A 22,551-nucleotide genomic window follows, 5' to 3' on the forward strand; every position below is an offset into this window, starting at 1 on the left:
CTCACCCGATGCTGGACGGCTCCGTCGTGCGCACCGACCGGCGCAGTGCCGCGTGGAGCGACTCCGGCGTGAGGACGCCGAGGAAGCGCCGGTCGTCGTCGAGGACGGCGACCCAGCCGGCGTCGTAGCGCAGCATGACCGACCATGCGTCCTTGAGCGTGGCGGTGCGGTGCAGCGTGGCCTCCATGGGGCGCGCACGCAGCGTGTCGGCCGAGGCCAGGTGCTCGGCGCCGATCCAGCCGACGAGACGGTCGGACGCGTCGACGACGATCGCCCAGGGCACGTCGGAGGCGGCGGCGCGGCGCCGGACCTCGTCGAGCGGCGTGTCCTCGCGGACCACAGGAGCCGTCTCGAGCTCGTCGACGTCGATCGGCGTGACGGCGAGACGTCGCAGACCGCGGTCGGCGCCGACGAACTCCGCGACGAAGTCGTCGGCCGGTGCTCCGAGGACCGCGGCAGGGGAGTCGTACTGACGCAGGTCGCCGCCGTTGGCGAGCACCGCGACGCGGTCACCGAGACGTACGGCCTCGTCGATGTCGTGGGTGACCAGCAGGACGGTCTTGCCGAGCTCCTGCTGCAGGCGGAGGAACTCGTCCTGGAGCCGCCCGCGGACGATCGGGTCGACCGCGCCGAACGGCTCGTCCATGAGGAGGACCGGCGGGTCGGCGGCGAGCGCCCGGGCCACGCCCACACGCTGGCGCTGGCCGCCCGAGAGCTGGTGCGGATAGCGGTCGGCGTACGAGGCAGGGTCGAGACCGACCAGGTCGAGCAGCTCATCGGCACGGGCCCGCGCCTTCTTGCGTTCCCAGTGCAGCAGCGTCGGCACCGTTGCCACGTTCTCGCGGACGCTCTGGTGGGGGAACAGCCCGACCTGCTGGATGACGTAGCCGATCCCGCGCCGCAACGAGACCGGGTCGGCCTTGAGGATGTCCTGCCCGTCGAGGAGGATGCGGCCCGACGTCGGCTCGATGAGCCGGTTGACCATCTTCAGGGTCGTGGACTTGCCACAGCCGGAGGGGCCGACGAGAGCGACGAGCGACCCCCGCGGGACTGACAGCGAGAGGTCGCGCACGGCGACGGACCCGTCCTCGTAGCGCTTGCCCACGCCCTCGAGCACGATCATGGCGTCCTCGGTACGGTGCATGTCGTGAGCCTAGCCGCCGGCGTGACCCCGTCCCCACTCCTCGCGGCCGACCCTCCGTGCTACGCGCGCAGCGTGAACGCGTGGATCTGCCCCGAGTACGTGGAGAAGTACGCGCCGGAGCTGGTCGACGCGACGGTGCAGCACGTCTACCTCACGGTGACCTCGGTCGCGCTCGGACTCGTGCTGGCTGTCGCTCTGGCGCTGTTCGCCCGCAACCGCCCGCGGATGCGTTCGCTGCTGATGGGCAGCACCACCATCGTGTACACGATCCCGTCGCTCGCGATGTTCTCGCTCCTCGCCCAGGCAACGGGGCTGAGCCCGACCACGGTGATCGTCGGCCTGGGGCTCTACTCGCTCGCGATCCTCGTCCGCAACGTCCTGGCCGGGCTCGATGCCGTGCCCGACGAGGTGATCGAGGCAGCGACCGGTCTCGGGTACGGACGGCTGCGGCTGCTGACGCGAGTCGAGGCGCCCTTGGCGACCCCGATCGTCATGGCCGGCCTGCGCGTCGCGACCGTCTCGACCGTCGCCATGGTGACGCTCGGCACGATCGTGGCGTACGGAGGGCTCGGCAACATGCTCGCCAACGGGATCGACGACAGCTTCAAGGCGCAGGTCCTCACGACCAGCGTCTTGTGCGTGGTGCTCGCGGTGCTGCTGGACCTGGTCCTGGTGGCGTTCACCCGGCTCGTGACACCGTGGACGCGGGGGGTGGCCACATGAACGAGCTCGGCGAGGCGGTCGCCTTCCTCCTCGACCCTGCGAGCTGGTCCGGCAACGACGGCCTCGGCAAGCAGCTGGTCGAGCAGGCGCTGCTCACCGTCACCGCGCTGCTCGTCGTCGCCCTCGTGGGGCTCCCGCTCGGCCTGTGGCTGGGGCACCGGGGGCGCGGCGGCACCTTCGCCATCAACGTCTCCAACGTCGGGCGTGCGATCCCGGTCTTCGCGGTGCTCGCGCTCTTGTCGCTCGGACCGGTCGGGACCGACGTCCTGGGCCCGTACGGGCGTGCGGGGATGGCCACGCTGATCGCGCTCGTCCTCTTCGGACTTCCGCCGGTGATCACGAACGCGTACGTGGGTGTCCGCGAGGTGGACCCGGAGGTCGTCGAGGCCGCACGCGGCACGGGGATGAGCGAGTGGCAGGTGTTCGGCAAGGTGGAGCTGCCCCTCGCTGCGCGCCTGGTCGCCAACGGTGTCCGGCTGGCGGTCGTCCAGCTGTGGGCGACCGCGACGATCGCCGCACTCGTCGCCGGTCCGGGACTCGGCAACACCATCACGTACGGGTTCAGCAACAACACGTACCGCTACGTCATCGGGGGCGCGATCCTCGTCGCGCTGGGTGCCCTTGTGCTCGAGGGGATCGCGGCGCTCGTGGAGCGCGCCGTCGACCCGATGCGCCGTGTCAGCGGGAGCGGCCATGATGGTCTGGTCCACACACCGCAGATCGCGTCACCGTCGACAGACACCGCGACCACCGGGTCGTGACAACGAAAGGGACTCCATGGACAGCACGACACTGCGCCGCGTCCGCCGCGTAGCAGCCACTCTCGCCTGCGGGGTCGCGCTGGTCGCGCTGCCCGCCTGTGGCGGCGACGATCCCAACCCGCAGTCGGGTGACCGGGCAAAGGGACCGGTGACCGTGTCCGGCCAGAACTTCACCGAGATGCAGATCTTGGCCGAGCTCTACGGCCAGATGCTCGAGGACGAGGGCTACGACGTCACCCAGAAGCTCGTCGACACCCGGGCGGTCTACATGGACCAGCTGTCGAGCAACAAGGTGCAGGTCGTCCCCGAGTATCTCGCCGGGATCGGCGACTACCTCAACACCCAGGCCAACGGCCCCACGGCCAAGCCGGTGACGAGCAACAACGTCGAGCAGACCCTCGACGCGGTCAACACCCTGGCCGAGAGCGTGGGCGTCACCCTCCTCGAGCCTGCCGCAGCGACCGACCAGAACGCCTACGCGGTCACCAAGGAGTTCGCCGAGAAGAACGACCTGACCACGCTCTCCGACCTCGGTGCCGCCAAGCTTCCGGTGAAGCTGGCTGCTGCCCCGGACTGCAAGGACCGGCAGGACTGCGCCAAGGGGCTGCGCGAGGTCTACGGGATCGACATCACCGAGGTCCTCCCGCTCGGCTTCGGCAGCCGTGAGGGCAAGGACGCCGCGACCGGCGGCGAGGTTCAGCTGGTGCAGGTCGCCACGACCGACGGCGCGTTGGAGGACGATGGGCTCGTGCTCCTCGAGGACGACAAGGGCCTGCAGCCCGCCCAGAACCTCATCCCTGCGGTGAACTCGCAGTGGCTGGAGGACAACCCGGACGTCTCGACCGCGCTCAACGAGCTCTCGACCGCCCTCACCACCGAGGACCTTGCCGAGCTCAACGCGAAGGTCGACGTCGATCGGGAGAAGCCGGCCGACGTCGCCAAGGAGTACCTCGAGGACCAGGGCCTGCTGGGCTGACGGGACGGATCAGTCCTGCTCGTCCAGGCGGACGAGCTGGCACGGTCCGCCCAGGTAGATGCCGCCGTCGATGTCGAGGGCGAGCCCGTCCGCGTAGAGCACGGGCTCGTCCTCGGGCGTCACCGAGCCGCCGCGGATGAGCGCGCCGATCGTGTGGCCGTGCACGATGCGACGGCCGCCGAGGGTGTCGAGCATGCGCGTCGCCGTCTCGACACCGTCCTCGCGCGCGAAGGCGTAGCGCGAGGTCAGGCGACGCCACATCTCCCACCACGTCGTCAGGTCGGGCATCTGAAGCTCGGCCCGCACCGCGTCGTTGATGTCGTCGACCTGCTCGCCCCACAGCAGGTAGGCGCTGGTGTCGGAGTGGAGCAGGAGGTGGTCCGCGTCGCTGCCGACCGCCGGAAGCGACGTCAGCCAGTCGAGGTGGCGCTGCTCCAGCCGCTCGAGGTCGCGGACGACGCCGCCGTTGCCGATCCAGTTCACCTCGAAGCTGTAGCGGGAGTCGCTCGGCACCGGCGTCGGTCCGTACCGCTGCATGCCGAGCATGAGGATCTCGTGGTTCCCGAGCAAGGCGGAGACCTGACCGCCGGATCGCGGAGCCTCTTCTTGGAGCTGCATCGCCAGCTCGATCACGCCGATTCCGTCGGGGCCCCGGTCGACGTAGTCGCCGAGGAACCACAGCCGCGCCTCACCGCCGGCCCAGTGCCCGTCGTCGAGGAGACCGGCGGCCGTCAGCGTCGCCTCCAGCTCCTTGCGGTGTCCATGGATGTCGCTTACGGCCCACACGCTTTCCACCCCCCGACCTTAGGGGGATCCGTGCCGGGCGGCCCGCCGAACACGCAGGCGACGGCCGAGATGGCGGGGGCGGAGCGCCGTCCACAGGCAACAACGTGCGGGTTTGGTGCCGGATATGAGCACTGAACCCGCACCGAGCACCGCCACGGATGCCACACTCACTTGTCGATGTCGCCGACGACGAAGAACATCGAGCCGAGGATCGAGATGAGGTCCGCCACGACGCATCCGCGGACGACCTCGGGCAGGACCGCGATGTTGTTGAACGAGGCCGAGCGCAGCTTGAGCCGCCACGGCGTCTTCTCTCCGCGCGACACGAGGTAGTAGCCGTTGATGCCGAGCGGGTTCTCGGTCCAGGCGTACGTCGACCCCTCGGGCGCTTTGAGGATCTTGGGCAGCTTGACGTTGACGGGCCCGACCGGCAGGTCGTGCATCCGCGCGACGCACGCGTCGGCGAGGTCGAGCGAGACCCGCACCTGCTCGAGCAGGCACGCGAACCGCGCGTAGCTGTCGCCCTCGGTCCGCGTCACGACGCGCAGGTGCTTGTCGGCGGCCAGCTCGGCGTACGCGAGGTACGGCTCGTCCCGGCGCAGGTCGAAGTCGACGCCCGAGGCACGGGCGATGGGCCCCGACACCCCGTACGCGTGGACCAGCTCCGGGCTCAGCACACCCACACCCTTGGTCCGGGCGGCGAAGATCTCGTTGTCGAGGAGCATGTCCTCGATCTGGCCGAGCCGCCCGCGTACGGCGCCGACGGCGGAGGTGACCCGCCCGAGCCATCCGGCGGGGAGATCCTCCTTGAGGCCGCCCACACGGTTGAACATGTAGTGCATCCGGCCGCCGGAGACCTCCTCCATGACCTCCTGGATCGTCTCGCGCTCGCGGGTGGCGTAGAACAGCGGCGTGATCGCGCCGAGCTCCAGCGGATAGGAGCCGAGGAACAGCAGGTGGTTGAGGACGCGGTTGAGCTCGGCCAGCAGCGTACGGGCCCAGGTGGCGCGCTCGGGCACCTCCAGTCCGAGCATCCGCTCGACAGCGAGCACGACACCGAGCTCGGAGGAGAACGCGGACAACCAGTCGTGCCGGTTCGCAAGGACGATGATCTGGCGGTAGTCGCGGACCTCGAAGAGCTTCTCGACGCCGCGGTGCATGTAGCCGACGATCGGCTCGCACCCGACGATCCGTTCTCCGTCCAGGGTCAGGCGCAGACGGAGCACGCCGTGGGTCGCCGGGTGCTGCGGGCCGACGTTGAGCACCATGTCGGTGGTGTCGAGGTCGACGCCACCGCCACGCTCGTGCCCGAACCCGGCAGCCCCCGCGCCGACACCGACGGTGAGCCGGGTCGGGGTGCTGGGCTGGTCGCCTCCGGCCTCGCTCGCGGACATGCCGATCAGCCTAGCGGCGTACCGCCCGCCAGCGAGGCCGCCTGGGCTGACCCATGGGGTGACACAATGACGACGCGGTCGGGGGACGCGCAACCTACACCTGTCTGGAGGGTCTGTGCTGTCTCTTGTCTCCACGTCGTCTCGGCGCCTGCTCGCGCTGCTGACGTCTGCGCTTCTCGCCCTCGGCGTCCTCGTCGCGGCCCCGCCGGCGAACGCCGCGACGACCCTGACGTACAACGGCTGGAGCGAGATCTTCTCCGACGGCGACCTGTGGATCTCCTTCACCGTGGGCGGTGACGAGGCATCGGGGACCATGACCGCCTCCGTGGCCGGCAAGACGGTCGCTCTCGAGGCCGTCGCCGGCTCCAAGCCTCAGCAGTACGCGGGGAGCCTGCGTGGTCCCTTTCCCACGGGGACCCTCACGGTGACGGGGAAGCTCGTCGCGGGCGGAACCACCGTGACCGGCACAGGGCGGGTCGCGGTCCTCCCGGCACGTCGCTACGCCGCCGTCGGCTCGTCGCTGACCTGGGGTGCAGACCCGCTCCGCGCGGCCGTGGTCGCCGAAGGAGGGACCGTCACGCCGTCGGCCGGTGCGGTGGTCGATCCCAGTGATCCGGCCAAGGTGCGATACCCGCTCACCGATCTTGTGAAGGGGGTCGGCCACGTCCAGACGGGAGGCACGGTCCGGTACGCCAGCCCGCGCCGGGACGTCACGCTCTCCGACGTGAGCTGGATCCGGAGCGGAGACGGTGGCTCGCTGCGCGCCGACGCAACCTATCGGCACCCAGGACAGCCCGCCCGGACCGAGCGCGGCGTCGTGATCGCCACCGCCCCTGTCATCTACGGCGGCGGTGACCACCTCTCCTTCTTCAGCTCGGTCGAGCTCGCGGCCACCTCTGCAGGGTCTCGGGTGCTCGGGGTTCCGGCGAAGGCGGCGCTGGGGACCGCCCGCTGGCAGGTCACCCTGGCGGAGCAGCCGCAGGCCGTGGGTGGCCGGCTGACCCTCAGCCCGGCACGCACGACGTACGGGAGGCAGTCGCGCGTGACGGTGGCGATGACCCGCGGAGGGACGTACGCCGGGGGCAGCGTGACCTTCCGTGCGGGTTCGCGCGCGCTCGGCACGGTCCGCCTGTCTCGCGGCGGGGCGGCGGTGACCGTCCCGGCCGGCCTCGCCGTGGGCACCCACGCGATCACGGCGTCGTACAAGGCGGACTACTCGCCCACCACCGCCGCGGCGCGGGCGAGCCTGCGGATCACCAAGGCGAGCACGGTCACGAAGGCGCGCCTGGCGAAGAAGACGGTGACGCGCACGCAGCGGGCGAAGCTGACCGCCACGGTGACGCCCCGAGGCACGTCGCTGCGCCCGACCGGACGCGTGACCGTCTTCGACGGGAAGAAGCGTCTCGTGAACGCGACGCTGACGGTGAGCAAGCGTGGCCGGGTGACGGTGCGCCTGCCGAAGCTGAAGAAGCGCGGTAAGCACGTGATCCGGGTGGTGTACGCCGGCTCGTCGTCGTACGGCGGGTCGCGCGCGAAGGTGGTCCTGCGGGTCCGCTGACCGACTGCGCCCGCGTCCACCACGACGGTGGACGCGGGCGCCGCGCTGTGTCAGCAGCTCTCGAGCGGAGTGCCCTGGGCGAGGCGGTACTCCGACCGCTCGTCGAACATCAGCGGCACGAGCGCGCGGTTGGGCTGCGCGAGGCTCACCACGTACGAGCCCGCGCTGCGGGTCCACGCGAGGTCGTGCAGGTTGAGCGCCCGACGGACCTGCTGGAAGACCTCCGGCGTGATCCGGTAGCCGCACATCGGCTCCGGCTCGACCTGGTCCGGGTCGGTCGGGATCATGTCGTCCTGACCGCCGAAGTAGACGACGCCGCCCTGCGACGCGCCCAGCTCGGCCTGCCGCTCCGCGGCCGCAGCGGTCTCCCGGATCAGCGTCTCGCGGTTCTCTGCGACCATCTGCGTGGATCCGACCGCGCTGGCGTAGTTCGTGTCGACCCGGCGGTTGTTGAGCACGCGGACGTCGGCCGCCTCGTCGTCGTTCAGGGGTCGGGTCGCCGTCTCGCTCAGCATCCCGACTACGTTCACGAGCCCGGCGTAGTTGCGCAGGATGCGGACCTGCTCGTCACCGGCGACCTGGAGGAACGGCTCGCCGTCCTTGACGTAGTGGCCGTAGATGCCTGCTGTGAAGCCCTCGCCGCGAGCCTGCGCCGCGGAGTACTCCTCGCTCATCTCCTGGCTGAGGCTGTGGATGGTGTCGTCGACGTTGCGGTTGCGGGGCCACAGGTGGAGGAGGTCGGTCCGGTAGTACTGGCTCGGGCCGTACTCGTGGAGGTCGTTGAGGATGTCCGGGTTCCAGTCGCGGATCACCTTGGTCACCGCGCGCGCCTCCGGCGTCTCGAGTGCGAGGTAGTCGCGGTTGACGTCGACACCGTCGGCGTTGCCGCGCGTGTTGGCGACCCATCCGTCGGGGTTGGCGTTGAGGAACAGCACCGTGGTGCGGGACAGGAACCGGGTGACGGCGGCGTCCTTGCTGGTCGCGAGGTCGCGGGCGAGCTTCATGCACGCCTCGCGGCCGGACGGTTCGTTGCCGTGCACCGAGCAGACGAACATGGCGACCGAGCCGTCGGCGGCCTCGGTCTGGCTCTTCGGGGCAGGCTGCCCGACCGAGACGAGCTGGAGCGGGCGGTCCTGCGTCGTACGGCCGATGTTGCGGACCACGACGCGGTCGCTGGACCGGTCGAGCTGGCGGTAGAACGTCAAGGACTCAGGGTGGGTCGTCCAGCGGGCTCCGCCGGCGGCCTCGAACGGGGTCTGGAGTGCCGCGGGCGCGTCGTCCGCGGCGGCGGCGAGCGCCTTCTCGAGGGCGTCGTCGCGCTGGTCGGCGCCTGCTGACGTCCCGCTCGCGGCGAGGAGGGACCCGGCCAGTGCTGCCCCTGCGGCAGCGGCCAGGATCTTGGACCAGGGGGTGAGGCGATTCGAGCGCAAGGGATCTTCCTTTCGCTGGTGGTCAACCGTTCTCGAGCGACGTCGGGTCGTCGGGTCGCCACGTGAGGTGTCCCTCACGTTCGCGGACGCGCCGGGAGGCGGCAACCTGAGTTCGTGAAAATCGCAGACAAGTCGAAGGTGGACGTGTTAAGGGAGCGCCGAGCGACGCGTTGGTGCGTGAGTGGTCACCGACGTCGCGCGCGTGACCACTGAGGAACCAACGCGCGGGCCTGGTCGACCCCGGGCCACCTCAGGCACACTGTGCTCCAGGCCACACGCTTGGAGGTCGCGATGCGCAGCACGATGCAGGACGTCCCGCTCGGACTCGGGCGGATCATGCAGTACGGCACGACGGCCCACGCCGAGGCGGTGGTGGTGACGGCGACTGCCGACGGGACGCGGTCGCGCACGTACGGGGAGGTCGGCCGGCGGGCGGCGCGCCTCGCGAACGCGCTGCGCCGCCTGGGCGTGGACGGCGACCAGCGCGTCGGCACCTTCATGTGGAACAACGCCGAGCACCTGGAGGCGTACCTCGCGGTGCCGTCCATGGGGGCGGTCCTCCACACGATCAACATCCGGCTCTTCCCGGAGCAGGTCACCTACGTCGTCAACCACGCCGAGGACACGGTCGTGATCGTCGATGCCTCGTTGCTGACGCCGTTCGCCGCGCTGCTACCGACCTTCGAGACCGTCACGCACGTGCTGGTGGCCGGGCCCGGCTCGGAGTCCGTCGACCTCGGTCCATTGGAGTCCTCGGGCAAGCAGGTCGTCCGGTACGAGGAGGCGCTCGCGGTGGAGCCGGACTCGTTCGCATGGCCCGAGATCGACGAGCGTGACGCCGCCGCCATGTGCTACACCAGCGGCACCACCGGCAACCCCAAGGGCGTCGTCTACAGCCACCGCTCGGCGTACCTCCACTCGATGTCCATGGCGATGGGCGACAACGCGGGCATCGGGCCGTCCGACCGGGTGCTGCCGGTCGTGCCGATGTTCCACGCGAACGCGTGGGGGCTCCCGTACGCGGCGGTCCTCGTCGGTGCGTCGCTCGTGATGCCGGACCGGTGGCTGCAGGCAGAGCCGCTCGTACGGCTCATCGAGGAGACACGGCCGACTCTCGCTGGCGGAGTCCCGACGATCTTCAACGACCTCCTTGGGTGGGTCGACGAGCATCCGTCGGACCTGTCGTCGATCCGGCTCGCGCTGTGCGGAGGCTCCGCGGTGCCGTTGGCGCTGCAGCAGGCGCTGTGGGAACGCCACGGCGTCCGCGTCCAGCAGGCCTGGGGGATGACCGAGACCTCACCGGTCGCGACGTCGGGAATCCCGCCGGTGGGCGTCGACGAGGACGAGGCATGGCGCTACCGCGCGTGCCAGGGCAGGGTGCTCGGCGGCGTCGAGGCGCGGATCGTCGGCGACCAGGCCGAGCCGCTCGCGCAGGACGGTGTGGCGGTCGGGGAGCTGGAGGTGCGGGGGCCGTGGATCACCGGCGCGTACTACCGCGACGACGACCCCGAGAAGTTTCGTGACGGGTGGCTGCACACCGGCGACGTCGGCACGATCGACCCGCGCGGCTACGTCACGCTCACCGACCGGGCGAAGGACGTCATCAAGTCCGGCGGCGAGTGGATATCGTCGGTCGATCTCGAGAACGCCTTGATGGCCCACCCCGACGTCGTCGAGGCCGCCGTCGTCGGCATCCCTGACGAGAAGTGGCAGGAGCGTCCGCTGGCAACCGTGGTGGTCCGCCCTGGCGCGACCGTCACGCCGGAGGAGCTGCGCGAGCACCTGTCGGGCTCCGTGGCGAAGTGGCAGCTGCCTGACGCGTGGACGTTCATCGAGGCCGTCCCGCGGACCTCGGTCGGCAAGTTCGACAAGAAGGTGCTGCGCCGGGCGTACGCGGACGGCGACCTGGACGTCGTCCGGGCGCCGTGACGTGTCCGAGCGTCACCCGACGCGCGTCTCGATCCACCAGAAGTCGCCGAGGCCGCCCGAGGCGGTGAGCTCGGCCGCCTCCGAGGCCGCAGCGAGGGCGCGGAGGTAGCCCTGAGGATCGGTCGACGCGAGGGAGAGCGGGGGACGGCTCCCGTCGACGCCCAGATCGCGCAGGACGCCGCCTTGTCGTGCGAGCGTCCCACCGACCGCGGCGGCCACGGCGTCGACGGCGACGTGCGCGGTGACGTCGCACGTGCCGTCGAGGCGGACCTCGACCTCCGTGCCGCCTCGGTAGGCGCGCAGGCTTCCGTACGGGGGGCGGTCCTGCCGGAGGTGCCCGTAGTCCACCGCCAGCGCCGCGCCGTGCTCGAGGCGCGACACCGCCTCACGCCAGACCGCGTCCCGGCTGAGCCCGACCTCGGCTCGCTCGCCGGGCTCGTCGAGCGGCCACCAGGCCGCCAGCCACTCGAGGACCTCCGGGTCGCGCACGGGAGCGCCCAGCTCCTCGGCACCGCTCGCCGGGTCGACCAGCACCGTCCGGAGAGCTCCGTCCTGGTCGCGCTCGACGACCTCGCACGGGACGTTGTCGAGCAGCTCGTTGGCGAACAGCAGGCCGTCGACGTGCGCGGGCATCTCGGCGCTCCAGCCGATCGGCTCGGGCAGCTCCGCAGGGCGGGGACGCAGGTCGACCCCGAGCAGGGCCAGCTCGCCCGGCGCGGCCGCGTCCAGGGCCGTCAGCAGCTCGCCGCGGCCGGCGCCGAGGTCCACCACGGCGTGCAGGTCGTGGCGACGCGCGTACGCGAGGACGGCGGCTGCGAAGGCGGTCGACGCGTGCACCGACGTGCGGAAGTGCGCGGCAGGCGACTCGGTCCGGTAGAACCCTGCGTCGCCGTACAGCGCCTGGTCCCATGCCGTACGCCAGTCGATCACCCGTCGGCGTACCGGCTCTTGAGGATGGCGCGACGGCGGGTGCCCTCGCGGTTGTCGCCCTTCTCGATGATCACGAGGTTGTGGTAGCAGTGGACGGCCACGACGTGCAGGTCGGTGTACGTCGGCTCGTACGACTCGTCCACGAACTCCTCGTGGTGGAGGCCGTCGACGAGCGACTTGACCAGCGCCATCGTCGTCGTGGGGTCGTCGAGGTCCTCGCTGCCGCCGCGCTCGGGCCAGTAGGAGGTCTGGGTGTCCTCGATCGCGTAGATGCCGCCGTGGGCGAGCCGGGGGAAGAGGTACGCGAAGGTGTCGCGGATGTGGTCCGAGCGGTGGCTGCCGTCGTCGATGACGATCGTCAGCTCCCCGGTCTCGTCGATGATCCGCTGCAGGACCTCCGGGTCGGTCTGGCTGCCCTGGTACGTCCTGATCCGCGGGGCGTCGACGAACGACTTGTCCTGGATGTCGAGGCCGACGATCTGCGCGTGGCGGAAGAAGTGCTTCCACATGCGCAGCGACTTGCCGCCCCGGCCCTCGCGGGCGTAACCGCCGATGCCGATCTCGAGGACGTTGATCGCCTCGTCGCGCCACGGCGCGAAGTGGCGCTCGTAGTGCGGGGTGTAGCGGTGGCTGCCCCACTTGTCCGTCTTGAAGTGCTGCGCCAGCTGCGTGAGGTCCATGTCCGAGAGCCGCGCGGCCGGCGAGGACGGCGGGGGAGCACCTCGACGCCCCAGCGGGTCGCGCAGCCACGCCCAGGCGGTGTCGCTGAGCAACGGTTTGACCCGGGCGACGGCGAACGACTTCACCGACGGGCTCACGTGGTCCCCCTCTCCGTGGCCGGGCTGTCCTTCACTCTAACCAGACGTGCTGCCCGATCCCCGGGTCACGCGAGGTAGGAGTCGAGCGACTCGCTCACCGGGCGCGGCACGAACCCGGTGGCCTCGATCTTGGTCAGGTCGAGCACCGAGTGCCTCGGTCGGGGAGCGAGGTCCTTGCCCTCGCCGTACGCCTCGGTCGACGTCGGCGTGACGTCCTCCGGGTCGCGGCCGCACCGGGCGAACACGTCGCGCGCGATCTCGTACCAGGACGTGGGGGTGCCCGCGCCGCTGAGGTTGTAGGTCCCGTACGGAGCGCGGCTCGTGAGGAGGTGGACGATGCCTCGGGCGAGCTCGTCGGTGAACGTGAGGCGCCCGTACTGGTCGTCGACGACCGACGGGCTGACCCCGTCCTTGGCCAGGCGCGCCATCGTCCGGACGAAGTTGCCGCCGTCGCCGATGACCCAGCTCGTGCGGACGACGTAGTGCCGCGCGATCGTCGAGACCACGGCGTCACCGGCCGCCTTGCTCTGACCGTAGACGCCGAGCGGCGAGAACGGCTCGGTCTCGTCGTGGACCTCTCGCGTGCCGTCGAAGACGTAGTCGCTCGAGACGTGGACGACGGTCAGCCGGTGCCGCGCCGCGGTCGTCGCGAGGTGCACGAGCGCGGTGGCGTTGGCCGCCCACGCGGCGACCCGCCCCTCCTCGGTCTCTGCGACGTCGACCGCCGTGTAGGCGGCCGCGTTGACGACGGTGTCGTACCGCGTCCAGTCCACCGCTTCGTACGCGGCCGGGTCGGTCATGTCGAAGGTGTCGAGGTCGACGGCGTCGGCGTCGGGAAGCACCGCGCGCAGCGCCCGCCCCAGCTGGCCGTACGCCCCGAGGATCAGCGTGCGCCGTGGCTCCATCGGGGTGACGTCGGCGAGGAGCGGGTTGGCGCGGTCCTTGTCGGAGACCTCCGCGTCGGAGATCGGGATCGGCCAGTCGATGCCGAGCGCCGGGTCGTCGAGCGCCACCGCCGTGTAGACGACGTCCGGACGCCAGTGCTCGTTGACCAGGTACGCGTAGGTCGTCCCGTCCTCGAGCGCTTGGTAGGAGTTGCCGACGCCGCGCGGCACGAAGACCGCGACTCCCGGGTCGAGCTCGACGGTGACGGTGGTCCCGAAGCCGGGGCCGGGCCGTAGGTCGACCCACGCGCCGAACGCCTTGCCGGTCATCAGCGAGACGAACTTGTCCCACGGCTCGGCGTGGATCCCGCGTGTGGCGCCGGCGCTGGCGTTGTAGGAGACGTTGTTCTGGACAGGTCCGAAGTCGGGCAGCCCGAGCGCCAGCATCTTCTCGCGCTGCCAGTTCTCCTTGAACCACCCACGGGTGTCGCCGTGGAGGGGGAGCTCGACGACGAGCAGGCCCTCGATGGACGTCGGACGGACGGTCAGGCCCGAGCTCACTGTCCAGCCTCGGCGTAGCGCGCCTCGACGGAGTCCTTCATCGGACGCCACCACTCTTCGTGGTCGCGGTACCACGCGACGGTGGCCTCCAGGCCTGCGCGGAAGTCGGTGAACCGCGGCTCCCAGCCCAGCTCGGTCCGGAGCTTGGTGGAGTCGATCGCGTACCGCAGGTCGTGCCCGGGCCGGTCGGTGACGAGGTCGTACGCGTCGGTCGGCTGCCCCATGATCTCCAGGATCGTCTCGACGACCTCCCGGTTGTTCTTCTCGCCGTCCGCGCCGATGAGGTAGGTCTCGCCGATCTTGCCGTCCTCCAGGATCGTGCGCACCGCCCGCGAGTGGTCCTCGGTGTGGATCCAGTCACGGACGTTGAGGCCCTGGCCGTACAGCTTGGGGCGACGCCCGTCGAGGACGTTGGTGATCTGGCGGGGGATGAACTTCTCGACGTGCTGGTACGGGCCGTAGTTGTTGGAGCAGTTGCTCAGGGTGGCCGCCACGCCGAACGACCGCACCCACGCGCGTACGAGGAGGTCGGAGCCGGCCTTCGTGGAGGAGTACGGGCTGGACGGGTTGTACGGCGTCGACTCGGTGAAGCGCTCGGGATCGTCGAGCGCGAGGTCGCCGTAGACCTCGTCGGTGGAGACGTGGTGGAAGCGGGTGCCGTGGCGCCGCACCGCCTCCAGGAGGGTGAAGGTGCCGACGAGGTTCGTGTGCACGAAGGGGCTCGGATCGTTCAACGAGTTGTCGTTGTGCGACTCCGCGGCGAAGTGGACGACGGCGTCGTGCTCGGCCACCAGCGGGTCGACGGTGCCGGCATCGGCGACGTCACCGACGACGAGACGCACCCGTCCCTCGGGCAGGGCGTCGATGGCCTCGCGGTTGGCGGCGTAGGTGAGCTTGTCGAGCACGCTGACCGAGGCATCGGTCTCGCGGACGAGGTGCTCCACGAAGTTGGACCCGATGAACCCGGCGCCACCGGTCACGAGAATCTTGTGCATCGAGTCAGGATAGCGAGGCAGCGAACCTACTTGAGAAGTCGTCGCAGCGCCCGGCGGTAGCGTCGCAGGTTGAAGGTGAAGTCGTCTCCGAACGGGATGCGTCGCTGGTTGGGGTCCGGCTCGGTCCGCTGCGTCTTCCCCCAGAAGTAGTGCACGTCGTTTCCGTTCACCGCCGCGATGAGCGCCTCGTTCTGCGCGGAGTAGCCGTCGCCGGAGATGAGGATCACCCGGGCGTCGGGAGCGTGCATCATCGTGAACATCCCGCTGCCGCCGTAGCCCGCGACGATGCGGGCCTGGGCGAACAGCTGGACCTGCTCGCCGTAGGAGTACTTCTCCGGACTGACGATGGCGAACCCGTGGTCGGCGAAGAACTTCTCGACCTGCGGCGCCTGCAGGCACAGGCGCTTCGACCGCCGCGTGACGAAGATCCGCTCCGCTCGTACGGGCGGCTCCACCGAGGCGAACGAGGCGCGGATCCGCTCCCAGGTCTGGGCGATGGCGGGGGCGGCGTACAGCGGGTTCTCGAACTCGGGGTCGGCCGTGACCACGTCCGCGAGCTCGAGCGCCTCGTCTCCCTGCTGCACGACCAGCGACGACGAGGGGATGCCGTAGGCGTCGAAGAGCGCACGCACGAACGACGGGACTGCCGTCTGCTCGTCCCGCAGACTGACGAGCGGACGGATGTCGGGGAACTCCTCACGGGCGCGCTCCCACCCCCACATCCGGGAGATGACCTCGGTGCCCACGTGGCCGAAGTGCCCGGGGAACTCGGTGTCGAGGTAGTACACCGGCCCGTCCCAACGACGCGTCTGCGACGGCCGCCAGGTCTCGCGCTCCAGCGCCAGGTCGGGGTTGGCGCGCAGCAGACCGCGGTGCTTCAGCCGAGGAGCGTGCTGGTGACGGAAGCTGTCGGGGAGCCAGTAGTCGTCGTAGGAGAGCAGCTGCCGCGGGTACGAGAGCGCGCGCGTGTAGTGCCGAATCTCGAGCGGGGGGATCGCGAAGGGGCCGTGCGCGATCGCGGGGCCCCGCCCGTGGGAGGTGACGACCGCCGTGCTCTCGAAGGTGAACCCCGGCCTGGAGTCCAGCACGGCCAGCGGGCTGTCGTCCCCATAACGTGCCTCCAGCACCCCAGCGGTCTCGGCGGTGTGCAGCATGCGCCGCACCGTCTCGCGCTTGGTCACCAGCGCGAGCTGCCCGTGGTAGCTGACGTCCTCCAGGGACTGGGCCAGCGCGTCGATCCAGGTGACCCAGCCGTGCTTCGCCGGGGGACGCGTCGAGCGGCGGGCTGCTTCCTCGAGCACGGCCCGCACCGAGTCCCCGTACCTCGCTGTGGAGGTGTCCTTGCGAGAGCGGTCGATGTGCTCGACAGCGAGGACCCCGCCGGCAACGACGTACCCGTGCACCTGGTGGAGCGCGCCCACCTTGCCCGCCGTCCTGCGTCGCAGCGACAGGACGAGCAGCTGCGGACGGGGCAGCGCGGAGAGGATCGGGGGAAGGTCGTCCGTGCGATGCCAGCGGTGGACGTGCACGTTCGGCAGCGGTTCCTGCTCCGTGGTGTCGTCGGGCGGCTTCCCGTTGGCGAGCACCTGCACGGTCGCGTCCGGGTACCGCTCGGCGAACGTGTTGCCGAGCGCCGTCGCGTCCGCACGGCCGACGACGACCACGTCGGTCAGCGCGACGGCCAGCGCAGCCACGGCTGCTTCGTAGGCGGACAGGTAGTCGAGGCGGTCGGAGGCCTGAGGCACCTCGCGCCGCAGGCCGATCGTGTCCAGAGTGTCCCCCGTCATGCAGCCATCCTGCACGTCGGCGGGTTCTCCGCCACCCGTCACGCAGTCAGCCCGCGCGCGTGCTCCTGCGGCCGGTGCCAGGCGGTGCGTCGTCCTCGTCGCGGAGGAGCCACCGCGCACGTGGATGGGTGAATGGTCCGAACACGACGTCGACCGCTCGTGTGGAGAGCACCGCCGACCACACGATCGCGATGACGACGAGCCCGACGATCGTCTCGACGCTGTCACGGTCCACCGAGATGAGGCCCATGTCGGTGGCGACGACGATCGGGAAGAGGTGCAGCAGGTAGACGTTCATGGTGCGCGCGCCCCAGGGCGTGAAGAACGTCTGGCGGCGTGGCACGAGCGCGAGGACAGCGGCGATCATGACGAAGGACACCGCCATCACGGCGGCCCGCTCGAAGCCGGCCCACCACTCCTCGTTGCCCAGGCGGGCGTAGTTCCACTCGCCCTGGAACCACTTGCGGAGCATCAGCTCGCGCATCAGGTCGGCCCTCGTGACCGCCAGCACGGTGACCAGCACCACCAGCACCCCCGCCAGGCAGCGGACCCACCACTTCGACAGCACGTGAAGCAGCGTGGTCAGTCCGCCGCGCTCGTGGAGGCACCAGCCGGCGACGAAGAACGGGAGGAACACGAGCGTACGGCTGGTCGCCGCAAGCGTGCCGGCGCCGGGGGAGTAGCCCGCGACGCACGCCACCAGCACGCTGACGAGGAACGGGTGCCTCATCAGCGCGAAGAGCGGCAGTGTCAGCCGCCAGAGCGCGAGCGCCAGCAGGAACCACAGAATCCACCGAGGCGTGATGAAGTCGATCTGCAGCACGCCGAGCCGCCACCACGCGAAGAGCGTCCACACGCACTGGAAGATGACCAGCGGGAGGACGATGTGCGTCAGGATCCCGCGGGTCTCGCGGGAGGTCAGTGCCCCGCCGTGCGAGAAGCGCCCCGAGATGAAGGCGAACAACGGCATGTGGAACGAGTAGATGGCCAAGTACAGCCCGAACGCGAGGTCGCTGCGGTTCGGCACCTCGATCGCGTGCCCGACCACGACCAGGGTGATCGCGATCCACCGGGCGTTGTCCCACAGCGGCACCCTGACGGGCCGCGCCGGCGCCGTCGTCGCGTCCGCGGATCCGGTCTGGCGTGCCGCGTCGGTCATCGCTCGAAGAACGCCTCGACGACGCGCTCGGTGGCGTGGCCGTCCTGGAGCCGGTTGAACCGTACGTTGAACGCCTCGATGGCCTCGGTGTACTCCATGCGGACGCCGTCGGCGTCGCGGACGGCATCGACGACCTCGGCCGTGGTCTGCAGGAGCGGACCCGGTGCCGTGGGGGCGAAGTCGAACAGCGGAGGACGGCCCTCGAAGTACGTGTCGAGGTCGGGGACGAAGAACACCGCGGGCTTGCCCGTGAGCGCCCACTCGAAGCGCAGCGACGAGTAGTCGAGGATCGCCACGTCGGCCGCGAGGACGAGGTCGTTGATCTCCGGGTAGTCGGTGACGTCGACCACCTGACCGAAGCGACGCTCGCGGTCGAGCTCGCGCTGGTTGTTGTTGTGGCCCCGCAGGAGGAGCACGACGTCCTCGCCGACACCGGCGCAGAACTGCGCGAGGTCGAGCTCGTCGAAGAGCTTCGCGGCGAAGACGCGCGTCGTGAGGGCGTCACGGTACGTCGGCGCGTAGAGGACGACCTTCTTGGCCGGGTCGATGCCCAGCCGGGCGAGGACCTCGGTCCGACGGGCCGGGGCGTCGGCGTTGACGAGCGCGTCGGAGCGCGGGTAGCCGGTCACCAGGATCTCGCCCGCGTAGTCGTACTCGCGGCGGTAGAACTCGGCGCACTCCTCGCTGGGCACGAGGATCGCGTCCCACTCGGCGTTGCGGCGGTCGATCTCGCGGCGGATCCGGCCGGCCGAGAGGTTCTTGCCCTCCCAGAACGTGCGGCCCATGGACTTGAAGGGGTAGCCGTGGAACGTCTCGAGGAACCGCTGGTGCGCGCCCTTGCGGAAGAACGAGTCGAAGTCGATGTTGTTGCAGAGGTAGCGCGAGCGGCCGAGCGCCTCGAACCACGCCCGCGACCCGATCAGCAACGGGACCGCGCCCTCGGGCACCTCGGTGGACCAGCTCGCCACACCCCAGTACAGCGTGAGGTCGGGCCTCACCTCGCGGAGCCGCTCGTGGATCGCGCGCTGGCTGTCGGTGGCGAACTCGCCGCGGTAGCACTGCAGGAGGACGCTGTCCTCCGGCTCGTGGGGGGTCTCCTGGTACCAGGTGCGCAGCTGACGCTGCCCGTACTTCGAGCGCTCGAGGTCGGTCAGAGGCGCGAAGACCGTGGCACGGGCGCCGCCGTCCTTGGCGACCGTGAACCGGACGCCGAGAGCGTCCGTGCGGGTCTCGACGGGACAGGACTCGAGGTACGCGGCGGTGGCCGACACCTTGGCCTCGCGTCCGTCGTCCAAGGTCAGCAGGAGCGCGTAGTGCCCCGGGTCGAGCGGCACCGCAGCGCCCCCGAAGGGCCGGTAGGAGGCGGGGATGCGCACGGTGAAGGCGTCCGCGCCCGCCGGCGTGACGTCGTCGGCGTGGAAGAGGATGCGGTCGTTGGCGAGTCTCAGCGTCGCGAGCTCGGCGGCGGACACGCCCTCGGTCTCGACGACGAGCGTGAGCGCGTCCTCGGTGAGCTCGGCGCTGCGGACGTCGGCGCGCGGGCTGTCGGCGCGCAGCAGGGTCTCGCCCCGGCTCGAGCGCTCGGCGGCGACCGAGCCCGTCGCGCGCGCTCCGACACGGGCCGGCAGGTGCTGCGCCCAGACGAGCGGCTTGCGCCCACCGGGGGTGACGACGCGCAGAGACCAGGTCGCGGCGAACGGGATCCCGTCGGCGGTCGTCGGCGGGAGCTCCAGCGAGAACGCGTAGCCCGACCCTGTCTCCGAGACGCGGGTCTGCACGTCCTTGGCAGCACCGGGCGACGACGCGACGACGTGGGTGAGCGGCGCGTCGCTGGCCACGGTCCCCACGACCGTGCGGCCGTCGACCAACACGTCGACGAGCTCGCCCACAGGCGGCTCGGCGGTGAGGACGAAGCCGTCGGTCGGGTCCCACTGCGCGACCACGAGCAGGTCGCCGAGGCGCCGGGCCGACAAGGCGTGTCCGGCGGCCGACGATCCCGGCACCGGCTGGTGGACCGGGCCGGAGCGGACGACGCCGCGGGCGTCGACCGTGATCTGGAGCGTCCACCGGCTGCCGGAGGGCAGTGCTGCTGCATCCACGACGGCACGGAAGGCCGAGGTGTCGTACGACGCGTTGAAGGTGTCGGCGGTCCGTGTGGCCTCGACGTCGACCAGCGGCTCGACGGGGAGGGGGATCTCGTCTCCGGTCTCGGAGCGCAGCACGACGCGGACGGTCGGGACGGCGTCGGCGAGGTCGACGCCGGGCACGTACGCCCACCCCTCGAGCACGAGGGAGTCTCCCTCCCACCGGGCGCGCTTGAGACGGGCGTGGAGCGCCGTCTCGTTCGCTCCGAGCTCCCTCAGGTGGAGGGGGACGTCACGGCCGACGATCTCGGCGAGGGGCACGTCCGCGAAGACCCGGCCGTCCACGACCTTCGTCGGCGGGACGTTGCCCCACTCGCGCAGGTACGCGGCGAAGTCCTCGATCGCGTCCCAGGCGCCGTCCGCGGCCAGCCACGTCCGGACCTTCTGGTGGAAACGCACCAGCGCCCACGCCTCCGGCGTCGCCTCGTCGACGTAGATGCGCATCGCGTCCTGGAGCACACGTCGGTACTCCTCGGTGGCGGCGTCGGCGTGGGAGATGAAGAGCGACAGGTCGGTGTCGAGGACGCGGGCGACCCAGCTGGCGTACACCGACGCCGAGGCCTCCTGCGAGACGATCGCCTGGGCCTGCGCCTTGACCGTGATCCGGTCGGTGAGGTTCTTGAGGACGTGCTTCTGCTGGCTGGTGGACGTGCGGTTCTCGCGCATCCGCCAGTGGTAGGTCGGGCGCTTGAGGATGTCGAAGGTCGAGGCGCGGACGTACGCGGCGACCATCGGGACGTGGTCCTCGTAGGCGATCCCAGCCTCGAAGCCGCCGACCTTGTCGAGCCAGAACTCCCGACGGAACATCCGGTTGGCGGCGATGACGTCCAGCAACGCCTCGGGGAAGTCGTCGATCGTCACGCCGATCCGGTCCTGGCCGTGCACGATCTTGACCCACCAGGGGTTGCTGAGGCGGCCGTTCTTCGTACGGCGGACAGACCCCACCGAGAAGTCCGAGCCCGACTTCTCGAGCGAGCGCACCATGTACGCGAATGCGCCCGGGGGAATGGTGTCGTCGGCGTCGACGAAGGTCAGGAAAGTCCCCCGCGCGCGCGTCACCCCGTGGTTGCGGGCCGAGCCCTGGCCCTCGTTCTGCTGGTGGAGCACGCTCAGGCGCGGCTCCCGGGTGGCGTACTCGCGCAGGATCTTGAGGCTCGAGTCGGTCGAGCCGTCGTCGACCGCGATCACCTCGAGGTCGGTCAGCGACTGCCCGAAGACGCTGTCGAGGCACTCCTCGACGTACTCCTCGACGTTGTAGACCGGGATGACGACGCTCAGGCGCGGCGGCTTGAGCCCACCCGCCCGTCCGCGTACCCCGCTGGGAAGCCAGTGCCAGGCTCTGCGTGCCGCGCGCGACAAGGCGGTGTCTCGGGCCATGGTGTGGAGAGGCTCCTTCGTACCAGAACAGGAGGGGATCGCGCCGAGGAAAGACTGTACCCGGTGGGCGACCCCGTCCTGGCGTCAGCGCACCTCAGGCCGAGGTGGCGGCCCGCCAGCGACCGGCCCACTCGATCGCGCTGCGCAGCGCGTCGTCGAGGGAGGAGGTGGCCCGCCATCCGAGGAGCTTCTGGGCCTTGTCGACGTTGGCGTAGGCGCCGACGGCGTCACCGGGACGCGGTGCACCCTCCCGGACGGGCAGGGGGCGTCCGCTCACCCGCTCGAAGGTGTCCACGAGCTCGCGCACCGAGACTCCCGAGCCCGTGCCGAGGTTGAGGACCGCGGAGGGGGCGCCCTCGGCCTCGAGCACCGCGTCGAAGCGCTCGACGGCGGCGACGTGGGCGCGGGCCAGGTCCCAGACGTGCAGGTAGTCGCGGATGCCGGTGCCGTCGGGGGTCGGAAGGTCCGTCCCGGTGATCACGAACTCGGGCAGGTCGCCCTGCGCCACCGCGAGCATCCGGCCCAGGACGTGGGTCGGACGCGGGTCGTACGGTCCGGTCCGGCCGGTGGGGTCGGCGCCGACGGGGTTGAAGTACCGCAGCGAGATCGCCCGGAGAGCGGTCGCCGCGGCCACGTCGGTGAGCATCTGCTCGGTCATCCGCTTGGTCCACGCGTACGGCGAGGCCGGAGCCAGCGGCGACTCCTCCGTGACCTCGAACGTCTCGTTCGGCGCGTAGACCGAGGCAGAGGAGGAGAAGATCACCGAGGGCCGGCCGACCTCGAGGAGCGTCTCGAAGAACCGCAGCGACGCCGTGACGTTGCTCTCGTAGTAGGAGATCGGGTCGCTGACGCTCTCGCCCACCACGGCGAGGGCCGCGCAGTGCACCGTGCACGCGATGTCGGGGTGCTCGGAGAAGACGCGGCGGACGGTCTGCGGATCGCCCACGTCGCCCACGTACAGCGGGAGACCCGACGCGAACTCGCGGCGGCCGCGTACGAGGCTGTCGAGCAGCACGGGGGCGTGGCCGGCCTCGATCAGCGCTGTCGCGATCGTCGAGCCGATGTAGCCGGCGCCACCGGTGATGAGGACCTTCATGGTGGCGCCAGGCTACTCGCCGGGCCTGCGGGCGGGGGCGGGCGAGGTCGCCGCAGGGGGAGACGGGCTCCGGTTGGTACCCTCGCCGAGTCGTTCGAC

At 70.7% G+C, this 22,551-nt stretch carries 17 protein-coding genes; 5 read left to right on the forward strand and 12 right to left on the reverse strand.

The features are described 5' to 3' along the window. Position 1: 1 nt before the first annotated feature. Positions 2-1,144 (reverse strand): ABC transporter ATP-binding protein, encoded by a 1,143-nt coding sequence (locus NYZ95_RS07060; RefSeq protein WP_372500458.1) that lies wholly within the window; start codon positions 1,142-1,144, stop codon positions 2-4. A gap of 3 nt (positions 1,145-1,147) precedes the next feature. Here NYZ95_RS07060 and NYZ95_RS07065 point away from each other — a divergent pair, with 3 nt between their 5' ends. Genes NYZ95_RS07065 through NYZ95_RS07075 form a run of 3 tightly spaced genes read left to right on the forward strand, consistent with a single transcriptional unit; the run spans position 1,148 to position 3,604 of the window. Further along, the gene (locus NYZ95_RS07065) at positions 1,148-1,867 is read left to right on the forward strand and encodes an ABC transporter permease (protein WP_262850128.1); all 720 of its coding nucleotides are present in this window, start codon (positions 1,148-1,150) and stop codon (positions 1,865-1,867) included. Further along, complete coding sequence (locus tag NYZ95_RS07070) at positions 1,864-2,628, forward strand: ABC transporter permease (protein ID WP_262850130.1); 765 nt, start codon at positions 1,864-1,866, stop codon at positions 2,626-2,628. Before NYZ95_RS07065 ends, NYZ95_RS07070 begins: the two co-directional genes overlap by 4 nt. A gap of 16 nt (positions 2,629-2,644) precedes the next feature. Next, positions 2,645-3,604, forward strand: coding sequence for an ABC transporter substrate-binding protein (locus NYZ95_RS07075; protein WP_262850132.1), 960 nt, complete (start codon positions 2,645-2,647; stop codon positions 3,602-3,604). A 9-nt stretch (positions 3,605-3,613) separates the two neighbouring features. Here the strand turns inward: NYZ95_RS07075 and NYZ95_RS07080 are convergent, their stop codons facing one another. Together NYZ95_RS07080 and NYZ95_RS07085 are read right to left on the reverse strand one after the other, a co-directional pair. Then, on the reverse strand, positions 3,614-4,390 hold the full coding sequence (locus NYZ95_RS07080; protein WP_262850134.1) for a metallophosphoesterase: 777 nt from the start codon (positions 4,388-4,390) through the stop codon (positions 3,614-3,616). A 167-nt stretch (positions 4,391-4,557) separates the two neighbouring features. Further along, on the reverse strand, positions 4,558-5,784 hold the full coding sequence (locus tag NYZ95_RS07085) for an NADH-quinone oxidoreductase subunit D (protein WP_262850136.1): 1,227 nt from the start codon (positions 5,782-5,784) through the stop codon (positions 4,558-4,560). A 115-nt stretch (positions 5,785-5,899) separates the two neighbouring features. Here NYZ95_RS07085 and NYZ95_RS07090 point away from each other — a divergent pair, with 115 nt between their 5' ends. Beyond that, the gene (locus NYZ95_RS07090; protein WP_262850138.1) at positions 5,900-7,342 is read left to right on the forward strand and encodes an Ig-like domain repeat protein; all 1,443 of its coding nucleotides are present in this window, start codon (positions 5,900-5,902) and stop codon (positions 7,340-7,342) included. A gap of 50 nt (positions 7,343-7,392) precedes the next feature. Here NYZ95_RS07090 and NYZ95_RS07095 read toward each other — a convergent pair whose 3' ends face one another. After that, positions 7,393-8,772, reverse strand: coding sequence for a M14 family zinc carboxypeptidase (locus NYZ95_RS07095; protein WP_262850140.1), 1,380 nt, complete (start codon positions 8,770-8,772; stop codon positions 7,393-7,395). A gap of 291 nt (positions 8,773-9,063) precedes the next feature. Here NYZ95_RS07095 and NYZ95_RS07100 point away from each other — a divergent pair, with 291 nt between their 5' ends. Then, positions 9,064-10,701 (forward strand): long-chain fatty acid--CoA ligase, encoded by a 1,638-nt coding sequence (locus tag NYZ95_RS07100; RefSeq protein WP_262850142.1) that lies wholly within the window; start codon positions 9,064-9,066, stop codon positions 10,699-10,701. A gap of 12 nt (positions 10,702-10,713) precedes the next feature. Here the strand turns inward: NYZ95_RS07100 and NYZ95_RS07105 are convergent, their stop codons facing one another. The 8 genes from NYZ95_RS07105 to galE all read right to left on the reverse strand — a co-directional run bounded on the left by NYZ95_RS07105 (position 10,714) and on the right by galE (position 22,452). Continuing rightward, positions 10,714-11,631 carry an SAM-dependent methyltransferase gene (locus NYZ95_RS07105; protein ID WP_262850144.1) on the reverse strand — a complete coding sequence of 306 codons (918 nt, stop codon included), beginning with the start codon at positions 11,629-11,631 and terminating at the stop codon, positions 10,714-10,716. Beyond that, a complete protein-coding gene (locus NYZ95_RS07110; protein WP_262850146.1) occupies positions 11,628-12,449 on the reverse strand; it encodes a class I SAM-dependent methyltransferase in 822 nt (273 codons plus the stop codon). The genes NYZ95_RS07105 and NYZ95_RS07110 overlap by 4 nt, the downstream gene beginning before the upstream one ends. A 65-nt stretch (positions 12,450-12,514) precedes the next feature. Continuing rightward, positions 12,515-13,894: a sugar nucleotide-binding protein gene (locus tag NYZ95_RS07115; protein ID WP_262850148.1), complete on the reverse strand. Its 1,380-nt coding sequence runs from the start codon at positions 13,892-13,894 to the stop codon at positions 12,515-12,517. Then, positions 13,891-14,889, reverse strand: coding sequence for a dTDP-glucose 4,6-dehydratase (gene rfbB, locus NYZ95_RS07120; protein WP_262850150.1), 999 nt, complete (start codon positions 14,887-14,889; stop codon positions 13,891-13,893). Before rfbB ends, NYZ95_RS07115 begins: the two co-directional genes overlap by 4 nt. Before the next feature lie 26 nt (positions 14,890-14,915). After that, the gene (locus NYZ95_RS07125) at positions 14,916-16,676 is read right to left on the reverse strand and encodes a glycosyltransferase family 61 protein (RefSeq protein ID WP_262850152.1); all 1,761 of its coding nucleotides are present in this window, start codon (positions 16,674-16,676) and stop codon (positions 14,916-14,918) included. Between the two features lie 46 nt (positions 16,677-16,722). After that, the gene (locus NYZ95_RS07130; RefSeq protein ID WP_262850154.1) at positions 16,723-17,835 is read right to left on the reverse strand and encodes an acyltransferase family protein; all 1,113 of its coding nucleotides are present in this window, start codon (positions 17,833-17,835) and stop codon (positions 16,723-16,725) included. After that, positions 17,832-21,356: a bifunctional glycosyltransferase/CDP-glycerol:glycerophosphate glycerophosphotransferase gene (locus NYZ95_RS07135; RefSeq protein ID WP_262850156.1), complete on the reverse strand. Its 3,525-nt coding sequence runs from the start codon at positions 21,354-21,356 to the stop codon at positions 17,832-17,834. Before NYZ95_RS07135 ends, NYZ95_RS07130 begins: the two co-directional genes overlap by 4 nt. Before the next feature lie 94 nt (positions 21,357-21,450). Beyond that, positions 21,451-22,452, reverse strand: a complete 1,002-nt coding sequence (gene galE / locus NYZ95_RS07140; RefSeq protein WP_262850158.1) for a UDP-glucose 4-epimerase GalE — start codon at positions 22,450-22,452, stop codon at positions 21,451-21,453. Positions 22,453-22,551 lie beyond the last annotated feature (99 nt).

Origin of the sequence: Mumia quercus, assembly GCF_025506335.1 — a bacterium.
In the GTDB taxonomy this organism is placed as follows: Bacteria; Actinomycetota; Actinomycetes; order Propionibacteriales; family Nocardioidaceae; genus Mumia; species Mumia quercus.